Annotated in this window: 25 protein-coding genes and 1 tRNA gene; 10 read left to right on the top strand and 16 right to left on the bottom strand. The window is 74.4% G+C overall.

The window, feature by feature from the left end:
• Positions 1-136: 136 nt before the first annotated feature.
• From thrB to M1L56_RS04830, 6 genes are all read right to left on the bottom strand, one after another.
• On the bottom strand, positions 137-1,099 hold the full coding sequence (thrB, locus tag M1L56_RS04855; RefSeq protein ID WP_248598388.1) for a homoserine kinase: 963 nt from the start codon (positions 1,097-1,099) through the stop codon (positions 137-139).
• Positions 1,096-2,190 carry a threonine synthase gene (gene thrC, locus M1L56_RS04850; RefSeq protein WP_248598387.1) on the bottom strand — a complete coding sequence of 365 codons (1,095 nt, stop codon included), beginning with the start codon at positions 2,188-2,190 and terminating at the stop codon, positions 1,096-1,098. The genes thrB and thrC overlap by 4 nt, the downstream gene beginning before the upstream one ends.
• Positions 2,187-3,497 (bottom strand): homoserine dehydrogenase, encoded by a 1,311-nt coding sequence (locus M1L56_RS04845; protein WP_067950609.1) that lies wholly within the window; start codon positions 3,495-3,497, stop codon positions 2,187-2,189. The genes thrC and M1L56_RS04845 overlap by 4 nt, the downstream gene beginning before the upstream one ends.
• Complete coding sequence (gene lysA, locus M1L56_RS04840; protein ID WP_248598386.1) at positions 3,494-4,909, bottom strand: diaminopimelate decarboxylase; 1,416 nt, start codon at positions 4,907-4,909, stop codon at positions 3,494-3,496. The genes M1L56_RS04845 and lysA overlap by 4 nt, the downstream gene beginning before the upstream one ends.
• Before the next feature lie 189 nt (positions 4,910-5,098).
• Entirely contained in the window at positions 5,099-5,905 is an 807-nt protein-coding gene (locus tag M1L56_RS04835) for an LmeA family phospholipid-binding protein (protein ID WP_248598385.1), read from the bottom strand.
• Positions 5,906-5,916: 11 nt separating this feature from the next.
• Positions 5,917-7,590 carry an arginine--tRNA ligase gene (locus tag M1L56_RS04830; RefSeq protein ID WP_248598384.1) on the bottom strand — a complete coding sequence of 558 codons (1,674 nt, stop codon included), beginning with the start codon at positions 7,588-7,590 and terminating at the stop codon, positions 5,917-5,919.
• Between the two features lie 39 nt (positions 7,591-7,629).
• Between M1L56_RS04830 and M1L56_RS04825 the strand changes: the two genes are divergently transcribed.
• The 9 genes from M1L56_RS04825 (at position 7,630) to M1L56_RS04785 (ending at position 15,474) form a co-directional block, all read left to right on the top strand.
• Positions 7,630-8,232, top strand: a complete 603-nt coding sequence (locus M1L56_RS04825; RefSeq protein WP_248598383.1) for an iron ABC transporter ATP-binding protein — start codon at positions 7,630-7,632, stop codon at positions 8,230-8,232.
• Positions 8,233-8,300: 68 nt separating this feature from the next.
• A tRNA-Arg gene (locus tag M1L56_RS04820) sits at positions 8,301-8,373 on the top strand.
• A 204-nt stretch (positions 8,374-8,577) separates the two neighbouring features.
• Positions 8,578-10,602 (top strand): TPM domain-containing protein, encoded by a 2,025-nt coding sequence (locus M1L56_RS04815; RefSeq protein WP_248598382.1) that lies wholly within the window; start codon positions 8,578-8,580, stop codon positions 10,600-10,602.
• 49 nt (positions 10,603-10,651) lie between these two features.
• Positions 10,652-11,398: a PspA/IM30 family protein gene (locus M1L56_RS04810; RefSeq protein WP_248598381.1), complete on the top strand. Its 747-nt coding sequence runs from the start codon at positions 10,652-10,654 to the stop codon at positions 11,396-11,398.
• A gap of 89 nt (positions 11,399-11,487) precedes the next feature.
• Positions 11,488-11,880: a three-helix bundle dimerization domain-containing protein gene (locus M1L56_RS04805; protein WP_248598380.1), complete on the top strand. Its 393-nt coding sequence runs from the start codon at positions 11,488-11,490 to the stop codon at positions 11,878-11,880.
• A 55-nt stretch (positions 11,881-11,935) separates the two neighbouring features.
• Complete coding sequence (locus tag M1L56_RS04800) at positions 11,936-12,529, top strand: J domain-containing protein (RefSeq protein ID WP_248598379.1); 594 nt, start codon at positions 11,936-11,938, stop codon at positions 12,527-12,529.
• Positions 12,530-12,597: 68 nt separating this feature from the next.
• Positions 12,598-13,452 (top strand): arginase family protein, encoded by an 855-nt coding sequence (locus M1L56_RS04795; RefSeq protein WP_248598378.1) that lies wholly within the window; start codon positions 12,598-12,600, stop codon positions 13,450-13,452.
• A 91-nt stretch (positions 13,453-13,543) separates the two neighbouring features.
• A complete protein-coding gene (locus M1L56_RS04790; protein WP_248598377.1) occupies positions 13,544-15,004 on the top strand; it encodes an NAD(P)/FAD-dependent oxidoreductase in 1,461 nt (486 codons plus the stop codon).
• Positions 15,001-15,474, top strand: a complete 474-nt coding sequence (locus M1L56_RS04785) for a Fe-S oxidoreductase (protein WP_248598376.1) — start codon at positions 15,001-15,003, stop codon at positions 15,472-15,474. Before M1L56_RS04790 ends, M1L56_RS04785 begins: the two co-directional genes overlap by 4 nt.
• Positions 15,475-15,484: 10 nt before the next feature.
• On the opposite strand, the gene M1L56_RS04780 is transcribed toward M1L56_RS04785, so the two are convergent.
• From M1L56_RS04780 to M1L56_RS04755, 6 genes are all read right to left on the bottom strand, one after another.
• The gene (locus tag M1L56_RS04780) at positions 15,485-16,513 is read right to left on the bottom strand and encodes an iron-siderophore ABC transporter substrate-binding protein (RefSeq protein WP_248598375.1); all 1,029 of its coding nucleotides are present in this window, start codon (positions 16,511-16,513) and stop codon (positions 15,485-15,487) included.
• 66 nt (positions 16,514-16,579) lie between these two features.
• Complete coding sequence (locus M1L56_RS04775; protein ID WP_248598374.1) at positions 16,580-17,404, bottom strand: ABC transporter ATP-binding protein; 825 nt, start codon at positions 17,402-17,404, stop codon at positions 16,580-16,582.
• A complete protein-coding gene (locus tag M1L56_RS04770; protein ID WP_248598373.1) occupies positions 17,401-18,486 on the bottom strand; it encodes an iron chelate uptake ABC transporter family permease subunit in 1,086 nt (361 codons plus the stop codon). Before M1L56_RS04770 ends, M1L56_RS04775 begins: the two co-directional genes overlap by 4 nt.
• Positions 18,483-19,547 carry a FecCD family ABC transporter permease gene (locus M1L56_RS04765; protein WP_374255967.1) on the bottom strand — a complete coding sequence of 355 codons (1,065 nt, stop codon included), beginning with the start codon at positions 19,545-19,547 and terminating at the stop codon, positions 18,483-18,485. The genes M1L56_RS04770 and M1L56_RS04765 overlap by 4 nt, the downstream gene beginning before the upstream one ends.
• Before the next feature lie 20 nt (positions 19,548-19,567).
• Positions 19,568-20,539 carry a siderophore-interacting protein gene (locus M1L56_RS04760; protein WP_248598371.1) on the bottom strand — a complete coding sequence of 324 codons (972 nt, stop codon included), beginning with the start codon at positions 20,537-20,539 and terminating at the stop codon, positions 19,568-19,570.
• A gap of 44 nt (positions 20,540-20,583) precedes the next feature.
• A complete protein-coding gene (locus M1L56_RS04755) occupies positions 20,584-22,008 on the bottom strand; it encodes an amidase (RefSeq protein ID WP_248598428.1) in 1,425 nt (474 codons plus the stop codon).
• Between the two features lie 51 nt (positions 22,009-22,059).
• Here M1L56_RS04755 and M1L56_RS04750 point away from each other — a divergent pair, with 51 nt between their 5' ends.
• On the top strand, positions 22,060-22,704 hold the full coding sequence (locus M1L56_RS04750) for a hypothetical protein (RefSeq protein WP_248598370.1): 645 nt from the start codon (positions 22,060-22,062) through the stop codon (positions 22,702-22,704).
• 8 nt (positions 22,705-22,712) lie between these two features.
• Here M1L56_RS04750 and M1L56_RS04745 read toward each other — a convergent pair whose 3' ends face one another.
• From M1L56_RS04745 to M1L56_RS04730, 4 genes are all read right to left on the bottom strand, one after another.
• On the bottom strand, positions 22,713-23,291 hold the full coding sequence (locus M1L56_RS04745) for a GNAT family N-acetyltransferase (protein WP_248598369.1): 579 nt from the start codon (positions 23,289-23,291) through the stop codon (positions 22,713-22,715).
• Positions 23,292-23,377: 86 nt separating this feature from the next.
• On the bottom strand, positions 23,378-24,073 hold the full coding sequence (locus M1L56_RS04740; protein ID WP_248598368.1) for a uracil-DNA glycosylase: 696 nt from the start codon (positions 24,071-24,073) through the stop codon (positions 23,378-23,380).
• Positions 24,073-24,795, bottom strand: coding sequence for a peptidase S51 (locus tag M1L56_RS04735; RefSeq protein WP_248598367.1), 723 nt, complete (start codon positions 24,793-24,795; stop codon positions 24,073-24,075). Before M1L56_RS04735 ends, M1L56_RS04740 begins: the two co-directional genes overlap by 1 nt.
• On the bottom strand, positions 24,792-25,319 hold the full coding sequence (locus tag M1L56_RS04730; RefSeq protein ID WP_248598366.1) for a phosphoribosyltransferase: 528 nt from the start codon (positions 25,317-25,319) through the stop codon (positions 24,792-24,794). The genes M1L56_RS04735 and M1L56_RS04730 overlap by 4 nt, the downstream gene beginning before the upstream one ends.

Raw genomic sequence — 25,319 nt, 5'->3', positions numbered from 1 at the left:
ATGCCGGGAATTGCACGATGCGGCGGGAACGCGAGCTTGCAGCGTCTGCCGGGTGCGCCATCAGTCTAGCACCGGCCGGGTCGCGTCCCGTCCACGCGCCACGCCGTCGCGGCGCGACCCGGGCGCGTGCGCCGGGTCAGGCCTCGTCGACCCGCGTCACCGTCGCACCGAGGAAGTCCACGGCGAGCGGCAGCGCCTGCCAAGCGGTCTCGGCCGATTCCTCGACGAGCCGCACCGCGTCGGCGCGCTCGCTCGGATCGCTCGCGAGCACGAGGATCGACGGTCCGGCGCCGGAGACCACCGCGGCGTGGCCCGCGTCGCGCAGCACCCGGATGAGCCGGTCGGTCTCGGGCATCGCCTCCGCGCGGTAGCGCTGGTGCAGCTTGTCCTCGGTCGCCGCGAGCAGCAGTTCGGGGCTCTGGATGAGGGCCGCGACGAGCAGCGCCGAGCGCGACACGTTGAAGACCGCATCCTCGTGGGGCACCGACTGGGGCTGGAGGCTCCGGGCGAGCGCGGTCGACATCTCGTGCTCGGGGACGAGGACGAGCGGCGACACGCCCCGGTGCACCATGAGCTTCTTGTGACGGGGACCCTCGGGGGTGACCCACGCGATCGTGAGGCCGCCGAACAGGGCGGGCGCGACGTTGTCCGGGTGACCCTCGAGCTCGGTCGCGAGCTCGAGGAGCTCGTCCGGCGAGATCTCGACCTCGGGCGCGAGCAGTCCCCGGGCGGCCATGACGCCGGCGACGATCGCCGCCCCGGAGGAGCCGAGTCCGCGGCCGTGGGGGATCGCGTTGCGGGCCACGAGCTTCAGCGGCGGCAGGTCGCGACCGTAGTGCGCGAGCGTGTGGGCGATGGCGCGGACGACGAGGTGCGACTCGTCGAGGGGCACCTCGCCGGCGCCGACGCCGTGCACCTCGATGCGCAGGCCCTCGCCGCCGACCTCGACGTCGAGTTCGTCGTACTGCGCGAGCGCCAGCCCGAGGGTGTCGAACCCCGGCCCGAGGTTCGCGGACGTCGCGGGCACCTTGACGTGCACGCGTCGACCCGAGAGCTCCGCGGTCGCGGTCGCCGACGCCTCGGCGGAGGCGGCGCTCATGCGAGCCCCAGCACCTGCGCCACGTGCGCGGTGTCGGCCGGGACGACGGTCGGCTGCACGTCGGACCCGTCGGGCAGGCGGAGGGCCCACTGCGGGTCCTTCAGGCCGTGCCCCGTGACCGTGAGCACGACGCGGGAACCGGCAGGCACCTGACCGGCGGCGGACCGCTCGAGCAGCCCGGCGACGCTGATCGCCGACGCCGGCTCGACGAAGACGCCGACCTCGGCCGAGAGGATGCGCTGGGCCTCGAGGATGCGGTCGTCCTCGATGGCGCCGAAGTAGCCGTCGGTGAGGTCGCGCGCCTCGAGCGCGAGGTGCCACGAGGCCGGATTGCCGATCCGGATGGCGCTCGCGATGGTCTCCGGGTGCTTGACCGGCTCGCCTCGCACGAGCGGCGCCGACCCTGCGGCCTGGAAGCCGAACATGCGCGGGAGCCGCGTGGCGTTGCCCGCCTCGATGTCCTCGCGGTAGCCGCGCGTGTACGCGGTGTAGTTGCCCGCGTTGCCGACCGGGATGAAGTGGAAGTCGGGCGCGTCGCCGAGGACCTCCACGACCTCGAACGCGGCGGTCTTCTGCCCCTCGATGCGGTCGTTGTTGACCGAGTTGACCAGGTGCACCGGGTAGTTCTCGGCGAGGTCCCGCGCGATGTCGAGGCAGTCGTCGAAGTTGCCCTGGATCTGGATGAGGTGCGCGTCGTGCGCGATGGCCTGGCTGAGCTTGCCCATCGCGATCTTGCCCTCGGGCACCAGCACGGCTGCCTTGATGCCGGCGTGCGTGGCGTACGCGGCGGCCGACGCCGAGGTGTTGCCCGTCGAGGCGCAGATGACGACCTCGGCGCCGCGCTCGACGGCCTTGGTCACGGCCATGGTCATGCCGCGGTCCTTGAACGACCCCGTCGGGTTCATTCCCTCGAACTTGACCCACACGTCGGCACCGGTGCGGCGCGAGAGCGCCGGAGCGGGCAGCAGGGGCGTGCCGCCCTCGCCGAGCGTGACGACGGGCGTGGCATCCGTCACGTCGAGCCGGTCGGCGTACTCGCGGATGACTCCGCGCCACTGGCGCGACGTCGCCTTCGTTGCCTGCTGGTTCACTCTGCTCCTTCGACTCGGATGACGGATGCGACGGAGGTCACGACGGGGCTGTCTCCGAGGGCGCGCACCGTCTCGGCGAGCGCGGACTCGCGCCCCTCGTGGGTGCCGATGACCAGCGTAGCCCGGCCCGTCTCATCGCTGATGGTCTGCTGCAGTTCGCCGACGGAGACCCCGTGGTCGGCGAACACGTGGGCGATCGTGGCGAGGACGCCGGGCTCGTCGGCGGCCTCGATGGTGATGGCGTAGCGCGTGGTGATGCGGCCGATGTCGAGCACGGGCAGTTCGGCGTGGGTCGACTCGGCCGTGCCGGGACCGCCGAGCACGTGCCGCCGGGCGATGGCGACGAGGTCGCCGAGGACGGCCGAGGCGGTCTGCACGCCGCCGGCCCCGGCGCCGTAGAACATGAGCGGTCCGGCCGCCGCGGCCTCGACGAACACCGCGTTGTTCGCGCCGTGCACGGCCGCGAGCGGATGGCTCCGGTGCACCATGGCCGGGTACACCCTGGCGGAGACGCCCTCCTCCCCCGTCTCCGGGTCGGCCAGGCGCTCGCAGATCGCGAGCAGCTTCACCACGTAGCCGGCGCGGGCGGCCGACTCGACCTGCGCCGCGGTCACGCCCGTGATGCCCTCGCGATGGACCGACTCGATGGGCACGGCCGTGTGGAACGCGAGGCTGGCGAGGATGGCCGCCTTCTGGGCCGCGTCGTAGCCGCCGATGTCGGCCGTCGGGTCGGCCTCCGCGTAGCCGAGCTCGGTCGCGGTCGCCAGTGCGTCCTCGAGCGAGGCGCCGGTGGTGTCCATCCGGTCGAGGATGAAGTTCGTCGTGCCGTTGACGATGCCGAGGATCCGCTCGATCCGGTCGCCCGCGAGGCTGTCGCGCAGCGGGCGGATGATCGGGATGGCGCCGCCGACGGCCGCCTCGTACGACAGCTGCGCGCCCACCTGCTCCGCGGCGGCGAACAGCTCCGGACCGTGGGTGGCCAGCAGCGCCTTGTTGCCCGTCACGACGTCGGCGCCCGAGGCGATGGCCTTGAGGACGAGCGTGCGGGCCGGTTCGAGTCCGCCCATGAGCTCGATGACGATGTCGGCGCCGACGATGAGCGACTCGGCGTCGGTCGTGAACAGCTCGCGCGGGAGGTCGGCGTCGCGCGGCGCGTCGACGTCGCGCACCGCGATCCCGGCGAGCTCGAGGTGGGCGCCGATGCGGCTGGCCAGCTCCTCGCGCTGCTCGAGCAGCAGGCGCGCGACCTGCGAGCCCACCGAGCCGGCGCCGAGGAGCGCGACCCGGATGGAACGGTATTCGATCATGCGGTGACTCCGTGTCGGTCATCGTCGTGGTCGGACAGCCCGGCGTCGCGCGCGAGGAGGTCGTCGACGGTCTCGCCGCGCACGATGACGCGCGCCGCACCGTCGGCGACCGCCACGACCGGCGGCCGGGGGACGTGGTTGTAGTTCGAGGCGAGCGACCAGCAGTACGCGCCCGTCGCGGCCACCGCGAGGAGGTCGCCGGGGGCGACGTCGTGCGGCAGCCAGTCGTGCTCGACGACGATGTCGCCGGACTCGCAGTGCTTGCCGACGACGCGGGCGAGGGCCGCCGCCTCGTCGGAGATGCGGGAGGCCAGGCGCACGGTGTACTGCGCGCCGTAGAGCGCGGTGCGGATGTTGTCGCTCATGCCGCCGTCGACCGACACGTAGTGGCGCCATCCGTCGTCGGTGGGCACCGCCTTCACGGTCCCGGCGGTGTAGAGCGTCACCCCGGCCGGCCCGATGATCGTGCGGCCCGGCTCGAACGCGAGCCGGGGCACGGGCACGCCGTGACGACCGGCGGCCTCGGCGACCGCCGCGGCGATGCGATCGGCGATCGCCTCGATGGGCTGCGGGTCGTCGGCCTCGGTGTAGGCGATGCCGAAGCCGCCCCCGAGGTTCAGCTCCGGCACCGGAGCCGACGCGGCGAGCTCGGCGTGGACCGCGAGCAGCCGCTCGGCCGACTCGGCGAAGCCCGCGGCGTCGAAGATCTGGGAGCCGATGTGGCAGTGCAGTCCGACGAAGTCGAGCGAGTCGTGCGAGCGGATGTCGCCGGCGACCCGTGCCGCGTCCTGCAGCGGGATGCCGAACTTCTGGTCCTCGTGGGCGGTCGCGAGGAAGTCGTGCGTCGACGCGTGCACCCCCGAGTTGACCCGCAGGCGCACGCGCTGGACGCGACCGGCCCGGGACGCGGCATCCGCCACCCGCCGGACCTCGATCTCGCTGTCGATCACGATCGTGCCGACGCCCGCCGCGACCGCCTGCTCGATCTCGGCCGTCGACTTGTTGTTGCCGTGGAAGCCGATGCGTGCGGGATCGGCGCCCGCCCGGAGCGCGACCGCGAGCTCGCCGCCGGTCGAGACGTCGACCGCGAGGCCCTCCTCGGTCATCCACCGCACCATGGCCCCCGACAGGAACGCCTTGCCGGCGTAGTAGACGACGGCGGTGGTGCCGACGGATGCCGCGGCCCGCTCGAAGGCCGCACGCGTGCGCGCGGCCCGGGCGCGGGCGACGGACTCGTCGACCACGTAGAGCGGCGTGCCGAAGCGGTCGGCGAGCGTGCGGACGTCGACGCCGCCGAGCACGATCCGGCCCTCGCCGTCGCGGTGCGCGCCCTCGGGCCACACCTGCGGTGCGAGGGCGTTCGGGTCCGCCGGCGCGGGCGGAGGCACGGGGGCGGAAGCGCTGGATGCCACGGGAACCTCACGGGACGTTTGGGAACGACGATCACTCGGTCGGCGAGCGAACCCGGATCGGTTCCTGAAGCCTCGGTGCGAGCCGCCCTCGTGAGGCGGCGTCCCCGCGAGTCTAGCGACGAGCGCCGCGCCCGCCGAATCGGGTGACGCCGGACGACCCGGGCACGGTCACGACGGGGACGGCGCGGTTCAGCCGCAGGTTCCGGTGGTCGCGAGGGTGTCCGCGGCGATCGCCAGGTCGGACGCCTCGAGTCGCACGGTGGCCCCCGACGGAGTCACGTCGATGCCGGCCACCTCGACGCCCTCGGGGAGGCGGTCCGCGACGCACACCGGGTAGGGGTCGCCGCCGAGCACGCGATCGACGAGGCTCGAGGCGTCGATCGTCGCCCCGCCGGCCCGCACCTCGGCCGCGACCGGCGTGAGCAGCACGCGGTCCCCCGCGGCCTCGGGTTCGGCCGTGATCTCGAAGCCGACGCGCAGGCCGAGGACCTCGAGCTCGTCGGAGTACGCGACCGTGCCCTCCCCGAGCGCCAGGCCGCCGTCGATGCCCTGGGATTCGGCGATCGCATCGAGCGCGGCCTCGTCGACGGTCGCCTCGGCGATCGCGCGCTCCACGCTCCCGCCCTCCTCGAGGGGCACGCCGTACGCGGTGACGGTCGCGTCGACGGGGACGCCCTGCACCGACAGCTCGGGCGCGGTCGCGACGACCTCGTCCATACGACCGGTGAGGACCTGCCAGAGCGCCGAGACCCCTCGGATCTGCACGTCGACCTCGCCCTCGACGCCCTCCGGCAGGTCGCGTTCGATCGAGTCGGCGACCGCGCGCTCGGCGATGCCCCGGCCGACGGTCTCGACGAGGACGAGGAGGCCGACGACGATGACGAGCACCGCTCCGACGATGATCGCGGCGCGCGTGCCGGCGCTCGTGCGACGCCTGGGCCCGTCGTCGACGGGCGTGGAGTCGAAGCGGACGGTGTCAGCGTCGGAAGCGGCCATGGGTCGGGAGGTTACATGCGCTCGGGGGCCGACACGCCGAGGAGGTCGAGGCCGTTGCGGATGACCTGGCCCGTCGCGTCGTTCAGCCAGAGGCGCGTGCGGTGCAGGTCGGTGACGGGTTCGTCGCCGAGCGGGAGCACGCGGCAGTTGTCGTACCAGCGGTGGTAGAGGCCGGCGAGCTCCTCGAGGTAGCGGGCCACGCGGTGCGGCTCGCGCAGTTCGGCCGCCTGGGCCACGATGCGCGGGAACTCCTGCAGCGCCCCGAGCAGCGCCGACTCGGTCTCGTGGTCGAGCAGTTCGGGCGCGAACGCGGTGCGGTCCACCCCCGCCTCGGCGACGTTCCGCGCCAGCTGGGTCGTGCGCGCGTGCACGTACTGCACGGAGAACACGGGGTTGTCGTTGCCGCGCCGCTGGAGCACCTCGGGGTCGATCGCGAGCGGCGAGTCGGCCGGGTACCGCGCCAGCGTGTAGCGCAGTGCGTCGGTGCCGAGCCAGGCCTGCAGGTCGTCGAGCTCGATGATGTTGCCCGCCCGCTTGGAGAGCTTCGCGCCGTTGATGCTGACGAGCTGGCCGATGAGCACCTCGATGTCGCGCTCGGGATCGTCGCCGGCGGCACCGGCCAGGGCCTTGAGGCGGTGCACGTACCCGTGGTGGTCGGCGCCGAGCAGGTAGATCTTGTGCTCGAAGCCGCGGTCGCCCTTGTCGAGGTAGTACGCGGCATCGGCGGCGAAGTAGGTGTAGACGCCGTTCGCGCGACGGATGACGCGGTCCTTGTCGTCGCCGAAGTCGGTCGTGCGCACCCACACGGCGCCGTCCTCGTCGTAGACGTGGCCCTGCGCGCGGAGACGCTCGACGGCGGCGTCGATCGCCGACACGCCCTCGTCATCCTTCGCGTGCAGCGCGCGCTCGCTGGTCCAGACGTCGAAGTGCACGTTGAAGCGCTCGAGCGACTCGCGGATCTCGCCGAGCTGCAGCTCGTAGGCGATCTCGCGCGCCGTGTGCAGCGCCACCTCGTCGTCGAGCTCGAGCAGGTGCGGTTCGCGCTCGAGCACGCGGGCGGCCAGGTCGGCCACGTACTGGCCCGGGTAGCCGTTCTCGGGCGTCGGCTCGCCCTTCGCCGCGGCCAGCACGGACGCGCCGAAGTTGTCCATCTGGTTGCCCGCGTCGTTGATGTAGTACTCGTTGGCGACCTTCGCCCCCGCGGCGCGCAGCACGCGGCCGATGGAGTCGCCGAGCGCCGCCCAGCGCGTGTGGCCGATGTGCAGCGGTCCGGTCGGGTTCGCCGACACGAACTCGAGGTTGATCACTCGACCGGCGAGCGAGTCGCCCCGCCCGTAGGCCGCGCCGGCCTCGACGATCGCCTTGGCGAGCGAGCCGGCCGCGGCGGCGTCGAGCCGGATGTTGATGAAGCCCGGGCCGGCGACCTCGGCGCTCGCGACGCCGTCGACCTCGGCCAGGCCGGCGGCGAGCTCGCCGGCGAGTTCGCGCGGGTTCGAACCGAGCGGCTTGGCGATGCGCAGGGCGATGCTCGAGGCCCAGTCGCCGTGCTCGCGCAGTTTCGGACGCTCGAGCGTGACGGCCTCGGGCGCCAGCTCGAGCGCGACCTCCTCGCCCGATGCGCGTCGTCGCTCGACCAGCTCGGAGACGAGGTCGAACAGGACACGCGAGAGATCGGCGGGAGTCACTCGAAGATCCTACCCGTCGCCGTTGGTAGGGTTTCCCGCATGCCGCGCCCGAACACCCAGCTCCGCCGCTCCGCGGTCGCCCTGGCCGCCGTGCTCGCCCTCGCCGGATGCACCACCCCCGACGCGCCGTCGGCCACCGAGACGCCGACGTCATCCGGGACGCCGGCACCCAGCGGATCGGCGGCACCGACGCCGGCGCCGACCGAGGAGCCGCTCCCGTTCGAGGCGGCGTGCGCCGACCTCATCACGCTCGACCAGATGTACGAGTTCAACCCCAACTTCGGCGAGGCGCCCGGTTTCGAGCCGGAGTCGGACGACCTCGTCGCGGTCGCCGACGCGCAGGGCACCGTGTGCGGCTGGAGCAACCAGACGAGCGGCGACCTGATCGGGCTCGGCGTCGCGACCTTGCCCGGGAACGCGTTCGCGGCCCAGGTCGGTCGCGCGGCGGTCGACAGCACCGCGGTGCCGACGTACGGCACGCCGCCGGAGGTCGAGGGCTTCTTCAGCCAGTCGGGCGGCGTCGGCCGGGCGCAGGTGTTCGCCGACGGCTACTGGATCGTGCTCGAGTCGCCGGAGTTCCTCGAGCCCGGTGACGCCGAGCCGCTCGTCACCGCCGTCCGCGGCAACCTCGCGGCGCGCTGAGCACGCCCCGGCGGGTCCGCCGCGCGTCATGTGCAGGGTGCGTCAGGTGGTAGTGTGAATGGCTGTGCGCCTCCGTAGCTCAGGGGATAGAGCGCCGGTTTCCGGTACCGTAGGTCGGGGGTTCGAATCCCTCCGGGGGCACGTCGTGAAGAGCCGGGTCCACTCAGTCAGCTGAGGGCCCGGCTCATTCCGTTTCCGGGCGCCCAGCCGCCCGACGCCCGGTCGCTCCGCGACTCCCCGCGTCCGCTGGAAGTCTGCTGCACGTCTGCGGCCGATGCGTGGACGCTCCCGTCCGCGCCGCCATAGACTCCAGACATTCCGGTCCGAGGGGAAGGCGTCTGGCACATGCGGTCGGTACGAGGGAGTTCGATCGCGGTCGCCGTGCTGGCCGGGCTGCTCGCGGTCGCGCCCGCAGCGGCCGCCCATGCCGAGGACCCGGTCTCGTTCGGCGCGAGCCCGGTCGTCGACACCGTCGACGCCCTGAGCGCGTCCGAGCTCACCGAGGTCGAGGCCGCGATCGAACGCGCCGCCGACGACACCGGCCGGCAGCTCTTCGTCGCCTTCGTCGACGAGTTCACGAATCCGGCGGATGCCGCGTCGTGGGCGACCGACACCGCGAACGCCAACAACATGGGCACCGAGGACTACCTGCTCGCCGTCGCCGTCGAGGGTCGTTCGTACTACTTCTCCGCTGCGCCCGACGCGTCCCTCACGCAGGCCGACACCGACCGGATCAGCATCGAGCGGATCGAGCCCCGGCTGCGCGACGAGGACTGGGCGGGGGCGGCCGTCGCGGCGGCACAGGCGCTGGGCGGCGGCGGAGGCGGCGGCGGGTTCGGTGCCGGCTTCCTCTGGATCCTCCTCGGCGGCGCGGCCGTCATCGCGGTCGTCGCCGTGGTGCTGGCGCGGCGTCGCCGTCGCGACGCGGGGGCGCCCGGGATCCCCGGGGGTGCGCCCAGTGCGGACGCCGAACCGCAGGTGCCGCTCGAGGAGCTCCGCCGTCGCGCCGCGAGCGCGCTGGTCCAGGCCGACGACGCACTGAAGACGAGCGAGGAGGAGCTCGGCTTCGCGACCGCGGGCTACGGCGAGGAGGCCACCGCGGGCTTCCGGAGCGCGCTCGAGACCGCGAAGGCGCGCGTCGCCGAGGCGTTCACGCTGCAGCAGCGACTCGACGACCACGAGCCCGACACCGAGCAGCAGCAGCGGGAGTGGTACACCGCGATCCTGGCCCTCACGGCGGAGGCGGAGTCGATGCTCGACGCCGAGGCCGACCGCTTCGACGCCCTCCGCGACCTCGAGCAGAACGCCCCGCAGGCGCTCGCACGCGTCGAGGCCGCCGCCCGCGCCGCGGAGGACGGTATCGCCCCCGCCGCGCAGCGACTGCAGGCGCTCGGCGCCCAGTACGCGGCATCCGCGCTCGCCACGGTCGCCGACAACCCCGAGCAGGCCCGCACCCGGATCGCCTTCGCCCGGGACTCGATCGGCGAGGCCCGGGCCGCGCTGGAGCGCGGGGAGAGCGGGGCCGCGGCCGTCGACATCCGGGCCGCCGAGGAGGCCACCGACCAGGCGCGCCTGCTCACGGCGGCGATCGAACGCCTCGCCGCCGACCTCGCCCAGGGCGACCGGGCCGTCGCGGCCGGCGTGGACGACCTCGACGCCGACGTCCGCACCGCACGCGGCCTGCCCGACGCGTCGCTCGCCGGCCTCGCCGACCGCGTCGAAGCGGAGTCCGCCGCGATCCGAGCCGAACTCGCCCGCCCGGGCCGGTCGCCGCTCGACCTCGCCGCACGGGTCGACCGGGTCAACGCGGAGATCGACCGGGCCGTCCAGGGTGCCCGAGACGCGCAGGTGCAGGCCGAGCGCACCCGCGCCGAGCTCGACCGCTCGCTGCTGGCCGCCCGAAGCCAGGTGCAGGCCGCCGAGGACTACCTCGTCGCGCGCCGCGGCGCCATCGGCTCCGAGGCCCGGACCCGGCTCGCCGAGGCCGGCCGCCTCGTCGTCGAGGCGCAGTCGCTCGCGGCATCCGACCCGCCCCGAGCCCTCGCGAGCGCCCAGCGGGCCGAACAGCTCGCGTCGAGCGCGATGTCGCTCGCCCAGCAGGACGTCAGCGGATTCGGCGGCGGCATGCCGGGCGGCGGGATGTTCGGCCAGCCCGCGCGCGGCGGAGGCGGCGACATGTTCGGCGCGGTCCTCGGCGGCATCCTCATCAACTCGATGATGGGCGGCGGCGGAGGCGGCGGCGGCATGTTCGGAGGCGGCGGCGGCCGCAGCCGGGGCGGCTTCGGCGGGGGCTTCGGCGGCGGGCGCTCCCCCGGCAGCTTCGGCGGTTCGGCCACGCGCGCCCGCCGCGGCAGCGGAGGCCGCTTCTGACCCGCTCGACCGCCCACACCCCACGACCACCAACCGGAAGGAAGCCACGATGACCAAGCAGTCCATCTTCGGACGGATCTCGCAGCTGCTGCGGGCGAACGTCAACGCGCTCATCGACCAGGCCGAGGACCCCCAGGTCATGCTCGACCAGATGGTGCGCGACTTCACCAACTCGATCGCCGACGCCGAGGCGGCCATCGCCGAGACCATCGGCAACCTGCGCCTGCTCGAGGACGACCACCGCGAGGACCTCGAGGCCGCGCGCGAGTGGGGCGACAAGGCCCTCGCCGCGAGCCGCAAGGCCGACCAGCTGCGCACCGCGGGCGACGCCGCGGGCGCCGACAAGTTCGACAACCTCGCCAAGGTCGCGCTCAGCCGGCAGATCTCGTCCGAGAACGAGGCGCGCGCGGCCGAACCGCAGATCGCCGCGCAGACCGAGGTCGTCGACAAGCTCAAGAGCGGCCTGAACGGCATGAAGCAGAAGCTCGTCGACCTGCAGAACAAGCGGTCCGAGCTCATCGCCCGCGCCAAGACCGCCCAGGCGCAGCAGCAGGTCCACGCCGCCGTCAAGTCGATCGACATCCTCGACCCGACGAGCGAGCTCGGCCGGTTCGAGGACAAGATCCGCCGCGAGGAGGCCAAGGCGCGCGGCCAGGCCGAGATCGCCGCCTCGAGCATCGACGCGCAGTTCAACGAACTCGACGACCTCGGCGAGCTCACCGAGGTCGAGGCCCGGCTCGCCGCGCTGAAGGCCGGCGGCGGCTCCTCCGGCCAGGGGCAGATCGCGTCGAATTGACGAGCGAGCGGATGCCGCCGGCCGCCCGCCGCGCGGCATCCGCCCCTCGACTGGCCACCACCCGACCCCGCGGCGGAAGGAGCCGAGAGATGCACGCCGAGGACGAGCGGACCCTGGTCGGTCGCATTCCCGACCGGCTCGCCGCGCACTTCCCGGAGATCGCGCCCGAGCGCATCGCCGAGGTCGTCGAACAGGAGTACCGGCGGTTCGACGGACGCCCCATCCGCGACTTCGTGCCCGTGCTCACCGAGCACCAGGCGCGCGACCGGTTGCGCGCCGAGGGCACGGCCGAGGTCTTCGCCTCCCCGCCCGACCTCGCTCCCGCGGATCCGCGACCGGCGCTGGACCTCGAGCACGATCCCGCCATGCGCCGGCCCGAGCCCCACTCGGTCGATCCGCGAGCCGGGGAGACCCGCCCGGAGGCGCCCGCCGGCTCGCCCGTGACGCTGCTGAACGGCGATCTCGGCGGAGGGCCGGCATGATGGCCGCGTCCTTCCCGCGCGCCCCCGCGGCCCGCGAGCCGCGCGCGTCGGCGCCATGACGCCCGACGAGGCCGCTGCCGCGCTCGGCGTCGACCGCGACGCCGACTCCGCGGAGATCGACCGCGCCTACCGGCGCCTCGCGCGCGAACTGCACCCCGACCGCTACACGGGCCGTCCGGCCGACGAGGTGCGGGCGGCCAGCGACCGGTTCATCGAGGTCACCCGGGCGCACGACGTGCTGCTCGCGGCGCCGCGCCGGCCCGCGCCATCCGCTCGCATCGTGGTCGAACGCCCCCCGGCGGATGCCGCGCGGCCGGAGACCGGGTACCGGCGACCCTTCGGCTGGTGGCTCTTCGCGGCCTGGACGGTGCTGATCGTCGTCGGGGCGATCCTGTCCACGGCGACCGGTCCGCTGTTCACGCCGGCCGACCTCTGGGTGCGGCTCGCGCTGGTCATCGCCTTCGCGCTGGCCACCGCGCTCACGGGTCGCCGATGGGTGTGGCGGGTCACCCTGGTCCTCCTCGGACTGAGCGCGATCGCGGTCATCGCATCGACGACCGTGGCCGGCCTGCTCGGGCTCGGGTTCATGGCGATCGCCTGCTTCGGCCTGGCGGTGCAGGGTCGGCTGATCCGGTTCCCCGACCAATGAGGCACCGAGCCGCGGGGGGTGCCCGGCGCATCGTGGCGGACCCGTGTCCTGCGGAACATACTGGGAGCATGCCGGCCGCCTTCCTCGTCATCCCCGAGTGGCAGGGCTCCGTGTCGTCCCGTGCCATGAGCCATGCCGATGGCGCGCACGCGATCCACGGCGACCTGCCGTCCGCCTCCACCGTGCTCGTCGACGTGCCCATGGAAGCGGGCGACGCGCTCGGGACGGGAGTGCAGCGGTACAGCGCCCTGCGGCGCGTGCGGGAACGGACCGCCGACGCGCTCGCGCGGGCAACGGGCACGCCCATCGCCATCGGGGGCGACTGCGGGATCGCGCTCGCGCCGGTGGCCGCGGCCTCCGCCGCGCACCCGGGCGACGTCGCGGTGCTGTGGCTCGACGCGCACCCGGACCTGAACTCGCCCGAGACGAGCCCGTCGGGCGCGTTCAACGGCATGGTGCTGCGCGCCATCGCGGGCGACGGTGCGGACGGGCTCGCCCTCGACGGGGCGACGCGGATCCCGCCGTCGCGTCTCGTCCTCGGCGGGCTGCGCGCGATCGACGACGGCGAGCAGGCGTTCCTCGACGAGCACGGCGTGACGGCGTTCGGGGTGGGCGAGCTCGCCGACCCCGCGTCGGTCGTGGCGGCGCTCCGCGCCACCGGCGCCGGCCGGGTGTACGTGCACGTCGACCTGGACGTGCTCGATCCGTCGGCCATCGCCGGGCTGTCGTACCCGCTGCCGTTCGGCATCGGAGCCGTGGAACTGGTCGCGGTGCTGAAGGCCGTGGTCGAGGCGTTTCCGCTCGCCGGCGCGTCGATCGCCGGGTTCACGCCCGCCTCGGCCGAGCTCGCGATCGACGACCTGCCGACGATCCTCCGCATCGTCGGCGCGCTCGCATCGGGCGCATCGAGCGCGGGCCGCTGAATCGCCGCGAGCCGATGCCGGCGACGGCGCCCGGTGCCTAGGCTGGGGTCGGGCCGCCCGGTGCATCGCGGCGCCACCGGAGGGAGTCGGAATGGACCACCGCGAGTTCGACGTCGTGGTGCTGGGGGCCGGAGCGGTCGGCGAGAACGTCGCCGACCGCGCGCGTGCCGCCGGCCTGGAGGTCGCCATCGTCGAACACGAGCTCGTCGGCGGCGAGTGCTCGTACTGGGCGTGCGTGCCGTCGAAGGTGCTGCTGCGCAGCTCGACCGTCCTGCGCGCGGCGCGCCGCGTCCCGGGCGCGGCGGAGGCGGCCTCGGGTGAGCTCGACGTCGCCGCGGTGCTCGCCCGGCGCGACGAATGGGTCTCCGACTGGGACGACCGCAACGGCGTGGCGTGGGTCGAGAGCATCGGCGTCGAGCTCGTCCGCGGTCACGGACGACTCGACGGCGAGCGACGAGTGGTCGTGACCCGTCCCGACGACACGGAGGTGGCGCTCGTCGCGCGGCACGCGGTGGCGGTGTGCACAGGCTCGACCCCGAACGTCCCCGACATCCCGGGCCTCGCCGAGGCCCGCCCGTGGACGAGCCGCGAGGCCACGAGCGCCCGGAGCGCCCCCCGGCGCCTCGCCGTCATCGGCGGCGGCGTCGTGGCGGCCGAGATGGCGTCGGCGTACGCCGGGTTCGGCACGGAGGTGACGGTCCTCGCCCGCACGACCATGCTCGGCTCGATGGAGCCGTTCGCCGGAGAGGCGGTCGCCGCCGGGCTCCGCGCCGCGGGGGCCACCGTGCGGCTCGGGGTCTCGCCGGAACGCGTCGATCGTGGCGACGACGGTCGGGTGGTGATCACCCTTCCGGGCGGGAACACCATCGACGCCGACGAGGTGCTCGTCGCGACCGGGCGACGACCGCGCAGCACCGGCATCGGGCTCGAGACGGTCGGGCTCGAGGCCGGAGCGTGGATCGACGTCGACGACACCCTCGCCGTGACGAAGCTCGCGGACGCTGCGGCCGACGGTGCCGCTCCCTGGCTGTACGCCGTCGGCGACGTGAACCACCGTGCACTCTTCACCCACCAGGGCAAGTACCAGGCCCGCGCCGCCGGCGACGTCATCGGCGCCCGCGCACTCGGCCGGGCGGTCGACGATGCGCGATTCGGCATCCACGCGGCGACCGCCGACCGCGTCGCCGTCCCGAGCATCGTGTTCGGGGATCCGGAGGTCGCGACGGTCGGGCTGACCGCCGCAGCGGCCGAGGAGGCGGGGATCGCGGTCCGACTCGCGGAGGTGCCGTTCTCGAGCGCGAGCGGTGCCGGGATCCTCGCCGACGGATACGAGGGGCGGGCCCGCCTCGTGATCGACGCGGACCGCGGCGTCGTCGTCGGTGCGACCTTCGTCGGGCCCGACACGGCCGAGCTCGTGCACGCCGCGACGATCGCGATCGTGGGCGAGGTCCCGGTGGACCGGCTGTGGCACGCCGTCCCCGGCTTCCCGACGCTCAGCGAGATCTGGCTGCGGCTGCTCGAGTCGCTCGGGCGTCCCGAGGCCGACGGATGAGCGCCGTCGATCGCGCACCCGCCCGGGCGACGTGGCCACCGAGCGCGCCGCGGAACCGCACCCTTCGCCTCCGCCTGACCGACTCCCCCATCAGCCTCGCCGGGTACTGGTGGGCGACGGCGGTCGGTTTCGCGTGGGGCTTCCTCTGGAGCCGTGGCCGGATCGAGCGGCGTCGCGGCCTCATCGTGTTCCGCGGCATGCCCCGTTGGACCTTCGGCCGCGGTGGATCGTGCGTCGGCGGCTGCTACCTCACCTCGACGAACGTGTCGCACGCCGTCCTCGGGCACGAGGCCGTCCACCGGGCGCAGTGGCGGCGGTACGGCATGCTCTTCCCGATCCTCTATTGGATGTCGGGGCGCGACCCGCTCGCCAATCGCTTCGAGATCGAGGCCGGGCTCGAGGCCGGCGGCTACGTGCGACGGCCCGGGCGCTCCACGCGCCCGGGCCGGGAGGCGGCATCCGCCGGCTGAAAAGCGGGCGTCAGTTCGACGGCTCGGCGGCGGCGGAGAGGGCCGAGACGAGCTCGTCGAGGCCGTAGGTGAGCGAGAGCGCCGTGGGCGGCGAGACGGCGGCGATGAGCTCGGTGCCGACGACCTGGGCGACCTGGCCGCGCGAGACCGCCGGGATGGCCGAGATCGGAGCGGAGGACAGGAACGCGTCGGCCTCGGCCTGCGTGTCGTGGTAGCTCAGGACCAGGTCGGAGTCGAGCTGGTCGAGCTGCTCGTAGCTCAGCGTGTAGAAGAACGGCGAGTCGCCGTTCTGGAGCTCGGCCACCGCGGGCGCGTCCTCGAGGCCGAGCGCGGAGAGGAACTCCACGCGCGAGTCCTCGGGCGTGTAGACGTAGAAGGTGCCCGCGGTGTCCCAGACGGCGGCCACGGTCTTCCCGGCGAGCTCCGGGTGCTCCTCGGCCTTCGCGGCGAGTTCGGCATCGAGGTCGTCGAGGACGCCCTGCGCCTCATCCTCGAGCCCGAGCGCCGTGCCGACGGTCGTCACGACCTCGCGCCACGGCGTGGTCCATGCCGCGTCGGGGTAGGCGACGGTGGGTGCGATCTCGCTCAGGAGCTCGTACTGCTCCTCGGTGATGCCGGAGTACGGCGCCAGGATCACGTCCGGAGCGGCCTCGATGAGCTCCTCGTAGGGCGGCGCCTCGCCGTCGTCGGTGAGGATGGTCGGCGTCTCGGCGCCGAGCTCCTCGAGCTCGTCGGCGACCCAGGGCAGGACGCCGTCCTCGTTCGCCCCGTAGGTCTGCTGGGCGATGGCGACCGGCACGACGCCGAGAGCGAGCGACGCCTCGGTGCTCCCCCAGCCCCAGGTCGCCACCCGCTCGGGCGCCTCGGCGATCTCCGTCTCGCCGAAGGCGTGCTCGATCGTGACGGGGAACGCGCCGTCCGATGCGGCGGCGGCCCCCTCGCCGCCCGAATCGGCGGCTCCGGTCCCGGCGCAGCCGGACAGGGCGAGGGCGGTGGCGGCGGTCACCGCGATGGCGGCGAGCTGTCGGCGCGCGTGCATGGAGGGCCTTTCGACGGAGGGGTGGGGTGCTGATCCGGAGGATCCAGCGACTTAGCTAAGCCTAACCTAAATCACGGTCGGGTTTGCGTCACGGTGGTAACGCCCGATCGGCACCACCAGTGGCGACCCTGCGACCGGATCCTGGGTCACCAGGCACTCCAGGCCGAACGCGTCCGCCACGGTCTCGGCGGTCATCACCTCGACGGGGTGTCCGGCTGCCCGGATCCGCCCGCCGTCGACGACGACGAGGTGGTCGGCGTACCTGGCCGCGAGGTTCAACTCGTGCAGCACCATGACCACCGTCATGCCGTGCTCTCGGTTGGACTCCGTGAGCAGGTCGAGGAGCTCGAGCTGATGGGCCGCATCGAGGAAGCTCGTCGGCTCGTCGAGCAGGACGATGCCGGCCCGCTGGGCCAGCACCATCGCGATCCAGACGCGCTGGCGCTGGCCGCCCGAGAGCTCCGCGACGGGCCGGGCGGCGAGCTCCGCGGTGCCCGTGGCCGCGAGCGCCTCGGCCACGATCCGATCGTCGTCCGAGGAGCGTCCGCCGAACCAGCCGCGATGCGGATGGCGACCGCGGGCGACGAGCTCGGAGACGAGGACCCCGTCGGGCGCGACCGGCTGCTGCGGCAGCACGGCGACGCGGCGCGCGAACTCCCGCGCGCCGTACGAGCGCACGTCGCGCCCGTCGAGCGAGACCCGCCCCGACTGCGGGACGATGAGCCTGGCGAGGCCGCGCAGGAGGGTCGACTTGCCGCTGCCGTTCGGGCCGACGATCGCGGTGATGCGCGCGTCCGGCACGGCGAGGTCGAGCCCGTCGACCACCGTGCGGCCGTCGTAGCCGAGCCGCAGCCCTTCCGCACGGAGTGCGTGCGAGTCCGGATGCGTCATCCGTCTGCTCCCTTCCGATTGCCGCGGGCGATGAGCCACAGCAGGTACGGCGCGCCGATCAGGCCCGTGACGATGCCCACCGGGACGGCCACGCCACCGAGCGCGTGCTGGGCGACGAGATCGGCGACGAGCACCATCGCGGCGCCGACGAGGGCGGATGCCGCGAGCGAGGGCCGCCCGTGCCCCGCGAGCGCCCTCGCGACCGGCGGCGCCACGAGGGCGACGAACGCGATGGGACCGGTGAGCGCGGTCGCGACGGCGACGGCCGCCACGCCGAGCAGGATGGCGATCAGGCGCGATCGGGTCACGTCCACGCCGAGCCCGCGGGCCGTGTCGTCGTCGAGCGCGAGCAGCGGCATGCGCGGTGAGAACACGGCCGCGAGGGCGAGGACGACCGCGAGCGCGGCGCCGGCGATCGCGAGCTCGTCCCAGCCGATGCTCGAGACGCCGCCGACCATCCACACGAGCGCCGCGGGCGCCTCGCGGATCTCCGCACGCGTGATGAGCCACCCGAGCAGCCCCGACACGATCGAGGCGACGCCGATCCCCACGAGGACGAAGCGGATGCCGGTGAGCCCGTCTCGCCACGCGAGCGCCCAGACGATCGCCGCGACGGCGAGGGCACCGGCGAAGGCGGCGAGCGAGACCGCCGGGCCGGTGAGCCCGAACAGGAGCATCGCCGTGACGGCGGCGAGGCTCGCCCCGCCGGTGACGCCGAGGATGTCGGGACTCGCGAGCGGATTGCGCAGCGTCGACTGGAAGAGCGCGCCGCCGAGGCCGAGTCCGACGCCCGCGATGACGGCCGCGACGACGCGGGGCAGGCGAAGCCGGAACACCACCAGGTTGGTGGTGGGATCGGCCCGGCCGGTGAGCGCCGCGACGAGGTCGGGCGCCGAGACGCCCGCTGCGCCGAGGAGCAGCGCGGCCGTCGCGGCGACGAGCACCACGGCCGCGGCCGCGACGCCCACGAGGATCGCGCGCCGGCACGTGGCTGCGTGCACGGCGGCGACGACGCTCGCGGCGGCCTCCGCCGTCGGTCCGGACGAAGTGCGGGCGCCGGCGACGGGGCGGACGGCGGTCACGTCGCCGCTCCCCCGCGCCGGCGCACGAGCGCGATGAGCACGGGCGCGCCGACCACGGCGGCGACGATGCCGGCCTCGAGTTCGGCCGGCGAGGCGACCACGCGCCCGATCACGTCGGCCGTGACGAGCACGGTGGCGCCGAGGACGGCGGCGAGCGCGATGCGTCGCCGGTAGTCGCCGCCGGCCAACGCGCCGGCGGCGTGGGCGACGGCGAGGCCGAGCAGCGCGATCGGTCCCGCGAGCGAGGTCGCGGTCCCGGCGAGGACGATCACCGCCACGGCGGTGACGAGACGGGTCATCCCGAGGCGGACGCCGAGGCCGCGGGCGACGTCCTCGCCGAGCGCCATGAGGTTGAGCCGTGGCGCGAGCCACGCGGCGAGCAGGAGTCCCGCGACGAGGAACGGCCAGAGGGCGGCGGCGGTCTCGAGCCCGCGTCCGGCGAGCGAGCCGACCGACCAGAAGCGGTACTGGTTCAGGGTCGCCAGGTCGCGGATCAGCACGAGCGTGATGAGGGGTGTCGTCGCCGCCATGACCGCGGCGCCCGTGAGGGCCAGGCGCGCGGGGGTCGCGCCGCCGCCCACCGAACCGATGGCGAACACGACGGCCGCCGCAGCGGCCGCGCCGGCGAACGCGAACCAGATGAATCCGAGGGGGGTCGAGACGCCGAGGAAGGTGATGGCGGCGACGACCGCGAGCGATGCGCCGGCGTTCAGCCCGAGCAGCCCGGGGTCGGCGAGCGGGTTGCGGGTCGCGCCCTGGAGCACCGAGGCGACCGCGCCGAACGCCGCGCCCGCGAGCACCCCGATGATCGCGCGGGGCAGCCGCAACTCGCGCACGACGAGCTGGTCGGTGTCGCCGTCGACCGGGGCGGTGAACGCGCTCCAGACCACGTCGAACGGCACGGCACGCGAGCCGATCGCGAGGCTCGCGAGCACGGCGAGTCCGAGCAGGGCGACGGATGCCGCGAGCATGACGCCGAACGGTGCGCGCGGCCGGCGCGCGCCGTGGGGTCGCCCCGCCGCCGCACCGCCGTCGGGGCGCGACCGTTCGGCCACCGGCATCCGCTGGACCATCGGCGGGCTCAGTCGAGCTCGGCGCGACCGCGGCGCCAGTACCCCATGAACGCGACCTGGCGGCGGTCGAGGCCGGCCTCCTGCACGAGGAACCGCCGGAGCGTCTTCACGACGGACGCCTCCCCGGCGATCCAGGCGTAGCAGTCGCCGTCGAGGCTCGTGCCCTCCGGCACGTCCCACAGGATGCCGTCGGCGTCGGCGGCCGCCTCGAGGTCGGCGAGCGTGCGTCGCGACGTCTCGGCCGCCGCGGCGACGGGGTCGGCGCAGTCGCGCAGCCAGCAGGTGCGTGCGACCCAGTCGCGGACCGCGGGGACCAGCCGCTCGCCGTGCGCCTGTCCGTCGAGGCGGGGCAGCCAGCGCACCTCGACGCCGGACGGCGCGCGGACGGGCAGCGCGTCCTCGGCGCACGGCACCTCGATGACCGCGGCACCGGTCGCGTCGGCCGGGAGGGACTCGAGGATGGCGCAGATCGCGGGCGCGGCGGTCTCGTCGCCGGCGAGCAGGACGGTGTCGACGTCGCCGGGACGCCAGTCGATGCCGACCGTGCGCCCCTCGCTCAGCTCGTCCGGTCCCACGAGGACGATCTCGTCGCCGGGAGCGGCGCGGCCCGCCCACGCGGATCCAGGGCCAGTGTCGCCGTGTGCGACGAAGTCGATGTCGACCTCGCGCGAGGCGGGACGGACCCCGCGGATCGTGTAGGTGCGGAACGGGTTGCGCTGCTCCGCCGGCAGCTGCCGCCACTCCCCGAACCAGTCCTCGCCCTCCGGGAACGACGTGAAGCCGGTGCCGGGCAGCGGCAGGACCACCTTGACCCGCTGGTCGAATCCGGCCGTGCCGAAGCCGGCCAGGTCGTCGCCGGCGAAGGTCACGCGCACGAAGTGCGGCGAGAGCCGCTCGACCCGCGACACGCTCGCGCGGAACGTCCGGTAGGCGGGACGTGGGCGGGCGACGACCTCCGCCTGGGCGAGTGAGGTAAGCATTACCTAAGTCTTGCACACGGTTCGGCTGCGACCGCAACCTCGCGTCACCACACCGGCGGTCGCCGCCTCCCCCGCCGAGCCGCGCGCTCCAACTGGGCGGCGAGGGCGAACAGGGTCGCTTCCCCGCCCGGGCGTCCGATGAGCTGCACCCCCATGGGCAGCCCGTCCTCGGTGTCCAGCACGGGCAGCGTGAGCGCCGGCAGGCCCGCCACGTTGACGAACGACGTGTACGGCGTGAAGCGGACCTGCTGCGCGAAGTTCTCCTCGCCGTCCTCGGCGTGGTACCACCCGACCGGACGCGGTTCGAGGGCGAGCGCGGGCGTCATGACCGCGTCGAAGGGGGCGAAGCGCGCGATGGTGCGCCGCTCGAACCCGGTGAGCCACGACTGCGCGGCGGCGAGCTCGGCGGCGGTCAGGGCGCGGCCCCGGCCCATGAGCCACCGCGTGAGGGGCTCGAGCCGGTCGGTGCGCTCCTCGGCCACGTCGATCGTCGCGGCACCGGCCTGCCAGATGGTGCGGAACGCCGCCGGATACCCCGGCTCCGCCGCCGGGGCGAGCTGCTCCACGCCGTGGCCGAGCCGGTCGAGCAGCGCGACGCCCGCATCCAGGGCGGCGCGGGCCGCCGGATCCAGCCGGATCTCCGTGAACTCGTCCCACGGCGTGTCCGTCATCACGGCGACCTGGAAGCGGCCCTCGCCACGGATCGCCGCACCGAGGTACGGTCCGTCGTCCCCGGGTGCCCGCACCGCGAACGGATGCCGCGGCGGGTACCCGTGCGGCGCGATCATGCCGTCGAGCAGGAGCGCGGCATCGGCGACGGTGCGGGCGATCGGGCCGACGACGCCGAGGCCCGCGAGCCGGTCGAGTCCCGACCCGGACGGCACCCGCCCGCGCGACGGCTTCACGCCGACCAGGCCGCACGATGCGGCCGGGATGCGGATCGAGCCGCCGCCGTCGCTGCCCGGCGCGAACGGCAGCAGGCCGGCCGCCACCGCGGCCGCCGCCCCGCCGCTCGAGCCGCCCGCCCCGCGCTCGAGGTCCCACGGGTTGCGCGCCGGTCGACCGCCCACGGGTTCCGTGTACGACGGCAGCCCGAACTCCGGCGTGGCGGTCTTGCCGAGGCTGACCGCGCCGGCCGCATCGACCGCGTCGACCAGGTCGTCCGACTCGTCGGGCACGTGCCCCTCGTGGGCGCGCGACCCGAACGCCGTGGGCACCCCGGCGCGCGGGTGCAGGTCCTTGTCGGCGAGAGGCATGCCCCAGAGCGGGGCGGCGCAGGGCACGTCGCGCTCCACCCGGCGCGCCCGCTCGAGCGCGAGGTCGGGCGTGACCGCCGCGAACGCGCCCACCACCGGATCCAGCCGCTCGATCCGGGCGAGGTAGTGCTCGGCCGCCTCCGTCGGCGTCACGTCGCGGCGCTGCAGCAACTGGTGCAGCTCCAACGCCGTGTACTCGTGCAGGTCCTCGATCGGGTCGGCCACGTCACGAGCCTACGCAGCGTCGCCGGTAGAGTGACGCACGTGGCGGGGGTGGCAGCCGGAGAGCGCATCGCGGGGGCGGTGGCGCGGCATCCGCTCGCCTGGGGTGCCGCCTGGAGCCTGGCGTTCGGCGCGCTGCTCGTGGTGGCGCTCGTCACCGACTGGCCGGCGTGGGCCGACGCGATCGTGCTCACGGCCATGGTCGGGCCGTCGCTCGCGGCCACCGTGACGGTGCTGCACGCGACCCCGCGACGCCACTTCGACGAGATGTCGTCGGTCTTCGGCCACTTCGCCGTGCGCTACGCGGCGCTCGTCATCGGCGTCGTCGCGTGGAGCGCCTCGGTCGTCGTGGGCGCGGCGATCTCGCAGGCGATCCAGCTCGCCGCGGAGGGCCGCGAGGACGAGATCCTCGGCACGGGCGTGGACGTCATGCTCTTCCTCGTCCCGATCCTCGTCGCCCTGCTGTGGGCCGCGTTCGTCCTGCGCTGCGCGTGGTTCCTCGGGCGCGTGCGCGGCTGGGGCGAGGTGCCCGCATCCGACCGGGTGCCGCCCGCGATGCTCGCGAGCCGGCCGGCGCTGCGTCGCACGGTGATCGGCCTGGCCCACCCGGGCCTGTTCAGCGCCACCGGGCTCGTCGTGGCGGTCATGCTGCCCGCACTGCAGGGCACGCACGAACTCGTGCTCTGACCCGGCGGCTACTTCAGCGACTTCTGCAGCAGCACGGTGCCGAGCCACCGGTCGAACTTGAAGCCGACCCGGCCCATGCGCCCGATCTCGGTGAACCCGAAGCGCTCGTGCAGCGCGATCGACGCCTCGGCGCCCTGGTCGGCGATGACGGCGAGGATCTCCTTCAGCCCCGCCGCCTTCGACGCTTCGATGAGCGCGCCGAGCAGCGCCCGCCCGAGGCCCTTGCCGGATGCCGCGGGACCGAGGTAGATCGAGTCCTCGACCGTGTAGCGGTACGCCCGCTTCTGCTTCCACGGGGAGACGAGCGCGTAGCCGAGCAGCTGCCCCGAGGGCGACTCCGCGACGAGGAACGGCATGCCGAGCTTCTGCAGCATCGCGAACTTCTGCTTCCACTCGCGGAGCGTCATCGCGTCCTCATCGAAGGTCACGGTCGAGTTCGCGACGTAGTAGTTGTAGATCTCGCGCACGGCCGGCAGGTCGGCGGGCCGCGCCGGTCGGATCTCGTACGCGAACGGCGTCTCCTCCGGCTCGGGCCGGCGCAGGTGCCGGGGCAGCACCCGTCGCTGCTGGTATTCCTCCTCGAGCATCCCGCCATGGTACGCGCGCCGTGTTGCGAACGGATGACGCGGCCGGACGCGGTTGCCCGGCGGCGATGCCCGCCGTCGTCGGACGGTCAGTCGTCGGCGAGCGACCAGTCGACGGGTCGCCCGCCGCGGGCCTCGAGGAGCGCGTTGGCCCGGCTGAACGGGCGGGAGCCGAAGAACCCGCGGCTCGCCGAGAGCGGGCTCGGGTGGGCCGACGCGATGCGGGGCGTGTCGCCGAGCAGCGGGGCGAGCGACTGCGCGTCGCGACCCCAGAGGATGGCGACGAGCGGGGTCCCCCGGTCGACGAGGGTGCGGATGGCGTGGTCGGTCACGCGCTCCCATCCCTTGCCGCGGTGGGAGCCGGACTCGCCGGGCCGCACGGTGAGCACGCGGTTCAGCAGCATGACGCCGCTGCGGTTCCACGCGCCGAGGTCGCCGTGGTCGGGCGGCGTGCAGCCGACGTCGTCGGCGAGCTCCCGGTAGATGTTGGCGAGGCTCCGCGGGATCGGCCGGACGTGGCGCTCGACCGCGAACGACAGGCCGATGGGGTGACCGGGCGTGGGGTACGGGTCCTGGCCGACGATGAGCACGCGGATGTCGTCGACCGGCTGCCGGAACGCCCGGAGCACGCGGTCGCCCGCGGGCAGGTACGAGCGGCCCGCGGCCACCTCGGCCCGCAGGAAGTCGCCCATGCGCGCGATGTCGTCGGCCACGGGCGCGAGCGCCTCGGCCCAGCTCGCATCGATGAGGCCCGCCTCGGCGAGCTCGGGAAGGGTGCGGCCCATCAGCCGGTGATGCTCCGCACCACGACGCCGTCGTCGCCCGCGGTGACGCTCCAGACGCTGCCCGCGCCGGCGACTCGCAGGCCGGCGGTGCCGATCGAGAACAGCGTGTCCTCGTCGATCGCGATGCCGCCGTCGACGAGCCCCGCCTCGGTGGCCGCGATCAGCCGCGTGAGGGTGCCCCACTGCGCGGCATGGCAGTCGATCGTGAGGTCGACGAGCCCGATGCCGGCCTCGGCGGTGACCTCGTCGAGGTCCTCGGAGGCCTCCTCGGGGGCGACGGGCACGCCGCCGATGCGCCAGCCGCCGAGCAGCGCCGTGTCGGCCGCGATGGCGGCGCCGGCCGAGAAGCCGAGGTAGGGCAGGCCGGATGCCACGAGCCGGCGCAGCTCGCCCGCGACGGGCTCCACGGCTCGGCGGTAGGCGGGCGTCAGGCCACCGCTGACGAGCACCCCGTGGGCGCCGGCGAGCGCCGGGGTCGCGAACGCGCCCTCCTCGTCCACGACCGAGACCGCGACGTCGACGTCGGCGACCGACTCGAGCACGGCGCGCCACCGCGCGGCGAGCTCGACGCCCTCGGCCTCGGGCGCGACGAGCAGCACGGCGACGCGGGGCCGCTCGACGGCGTCGCGGCCGGCGGCCGCGGCCGCCTCGGCGATGAACGGCGCGTACACGGCGGGCGCGTGCTCCGCGCTCCAGCCGCCCCCCACGAGGTGGACGCTCATCGGACCTCCTCCTTCACGCGCACGGGCGGCAGGGCCGACCAGGGGAAGACGATCCAGTCCTCGGTCTCGCGATAGGCGAAGTCGGGGACGAGCACCGTGCGCGGCTTGACGTAGAGCGTGGCGCTCCGCACGTCGGCACCCACCCCGCCCAGCAGGTCGACGACCTTCGCGAGGGTCCGGCCCGAGTCGGAGACGTCGTCGACGAGGAGTACCCGCTTGCCCTCGAGCGCCGGCGCGTCGAGCATGGGCGGGTGCAGCACCGGCTCCGGGAGCCGCTCGTCGACGCCGGTGTAGAACTCGACGTTGATCGAGCCGCAGCACTTGGTGCCGAGCGCGTACGCGATCGCGCCGGCCAGGAGCAGCCCGCCGCGTGCGATCGCGATGACCACGTCGGGGCGGAACCCGGAGCCGAGCACGTCGGCGGCGAGCCCGCGGGCCGCGGCGGAGAAGTCGTCCCAGGTCAGGATCTCGCGGCGGATCCCGTCCGCGCCGCTCGCAGCGGCGTCGTTCGCGTCGAAGCTCAT

Source organism: Agromyces sp. C10 (assembly GCF_023217995.1).
GTDB lineage: Bacteria > Actinomycetota > Actinomycetes > Actinomycetales > Microbacteriaceae > Agromyces > Agromyces indicus.
This window is presented reverse-complemented; position numbering and strand designations above follow the sequence as displayed.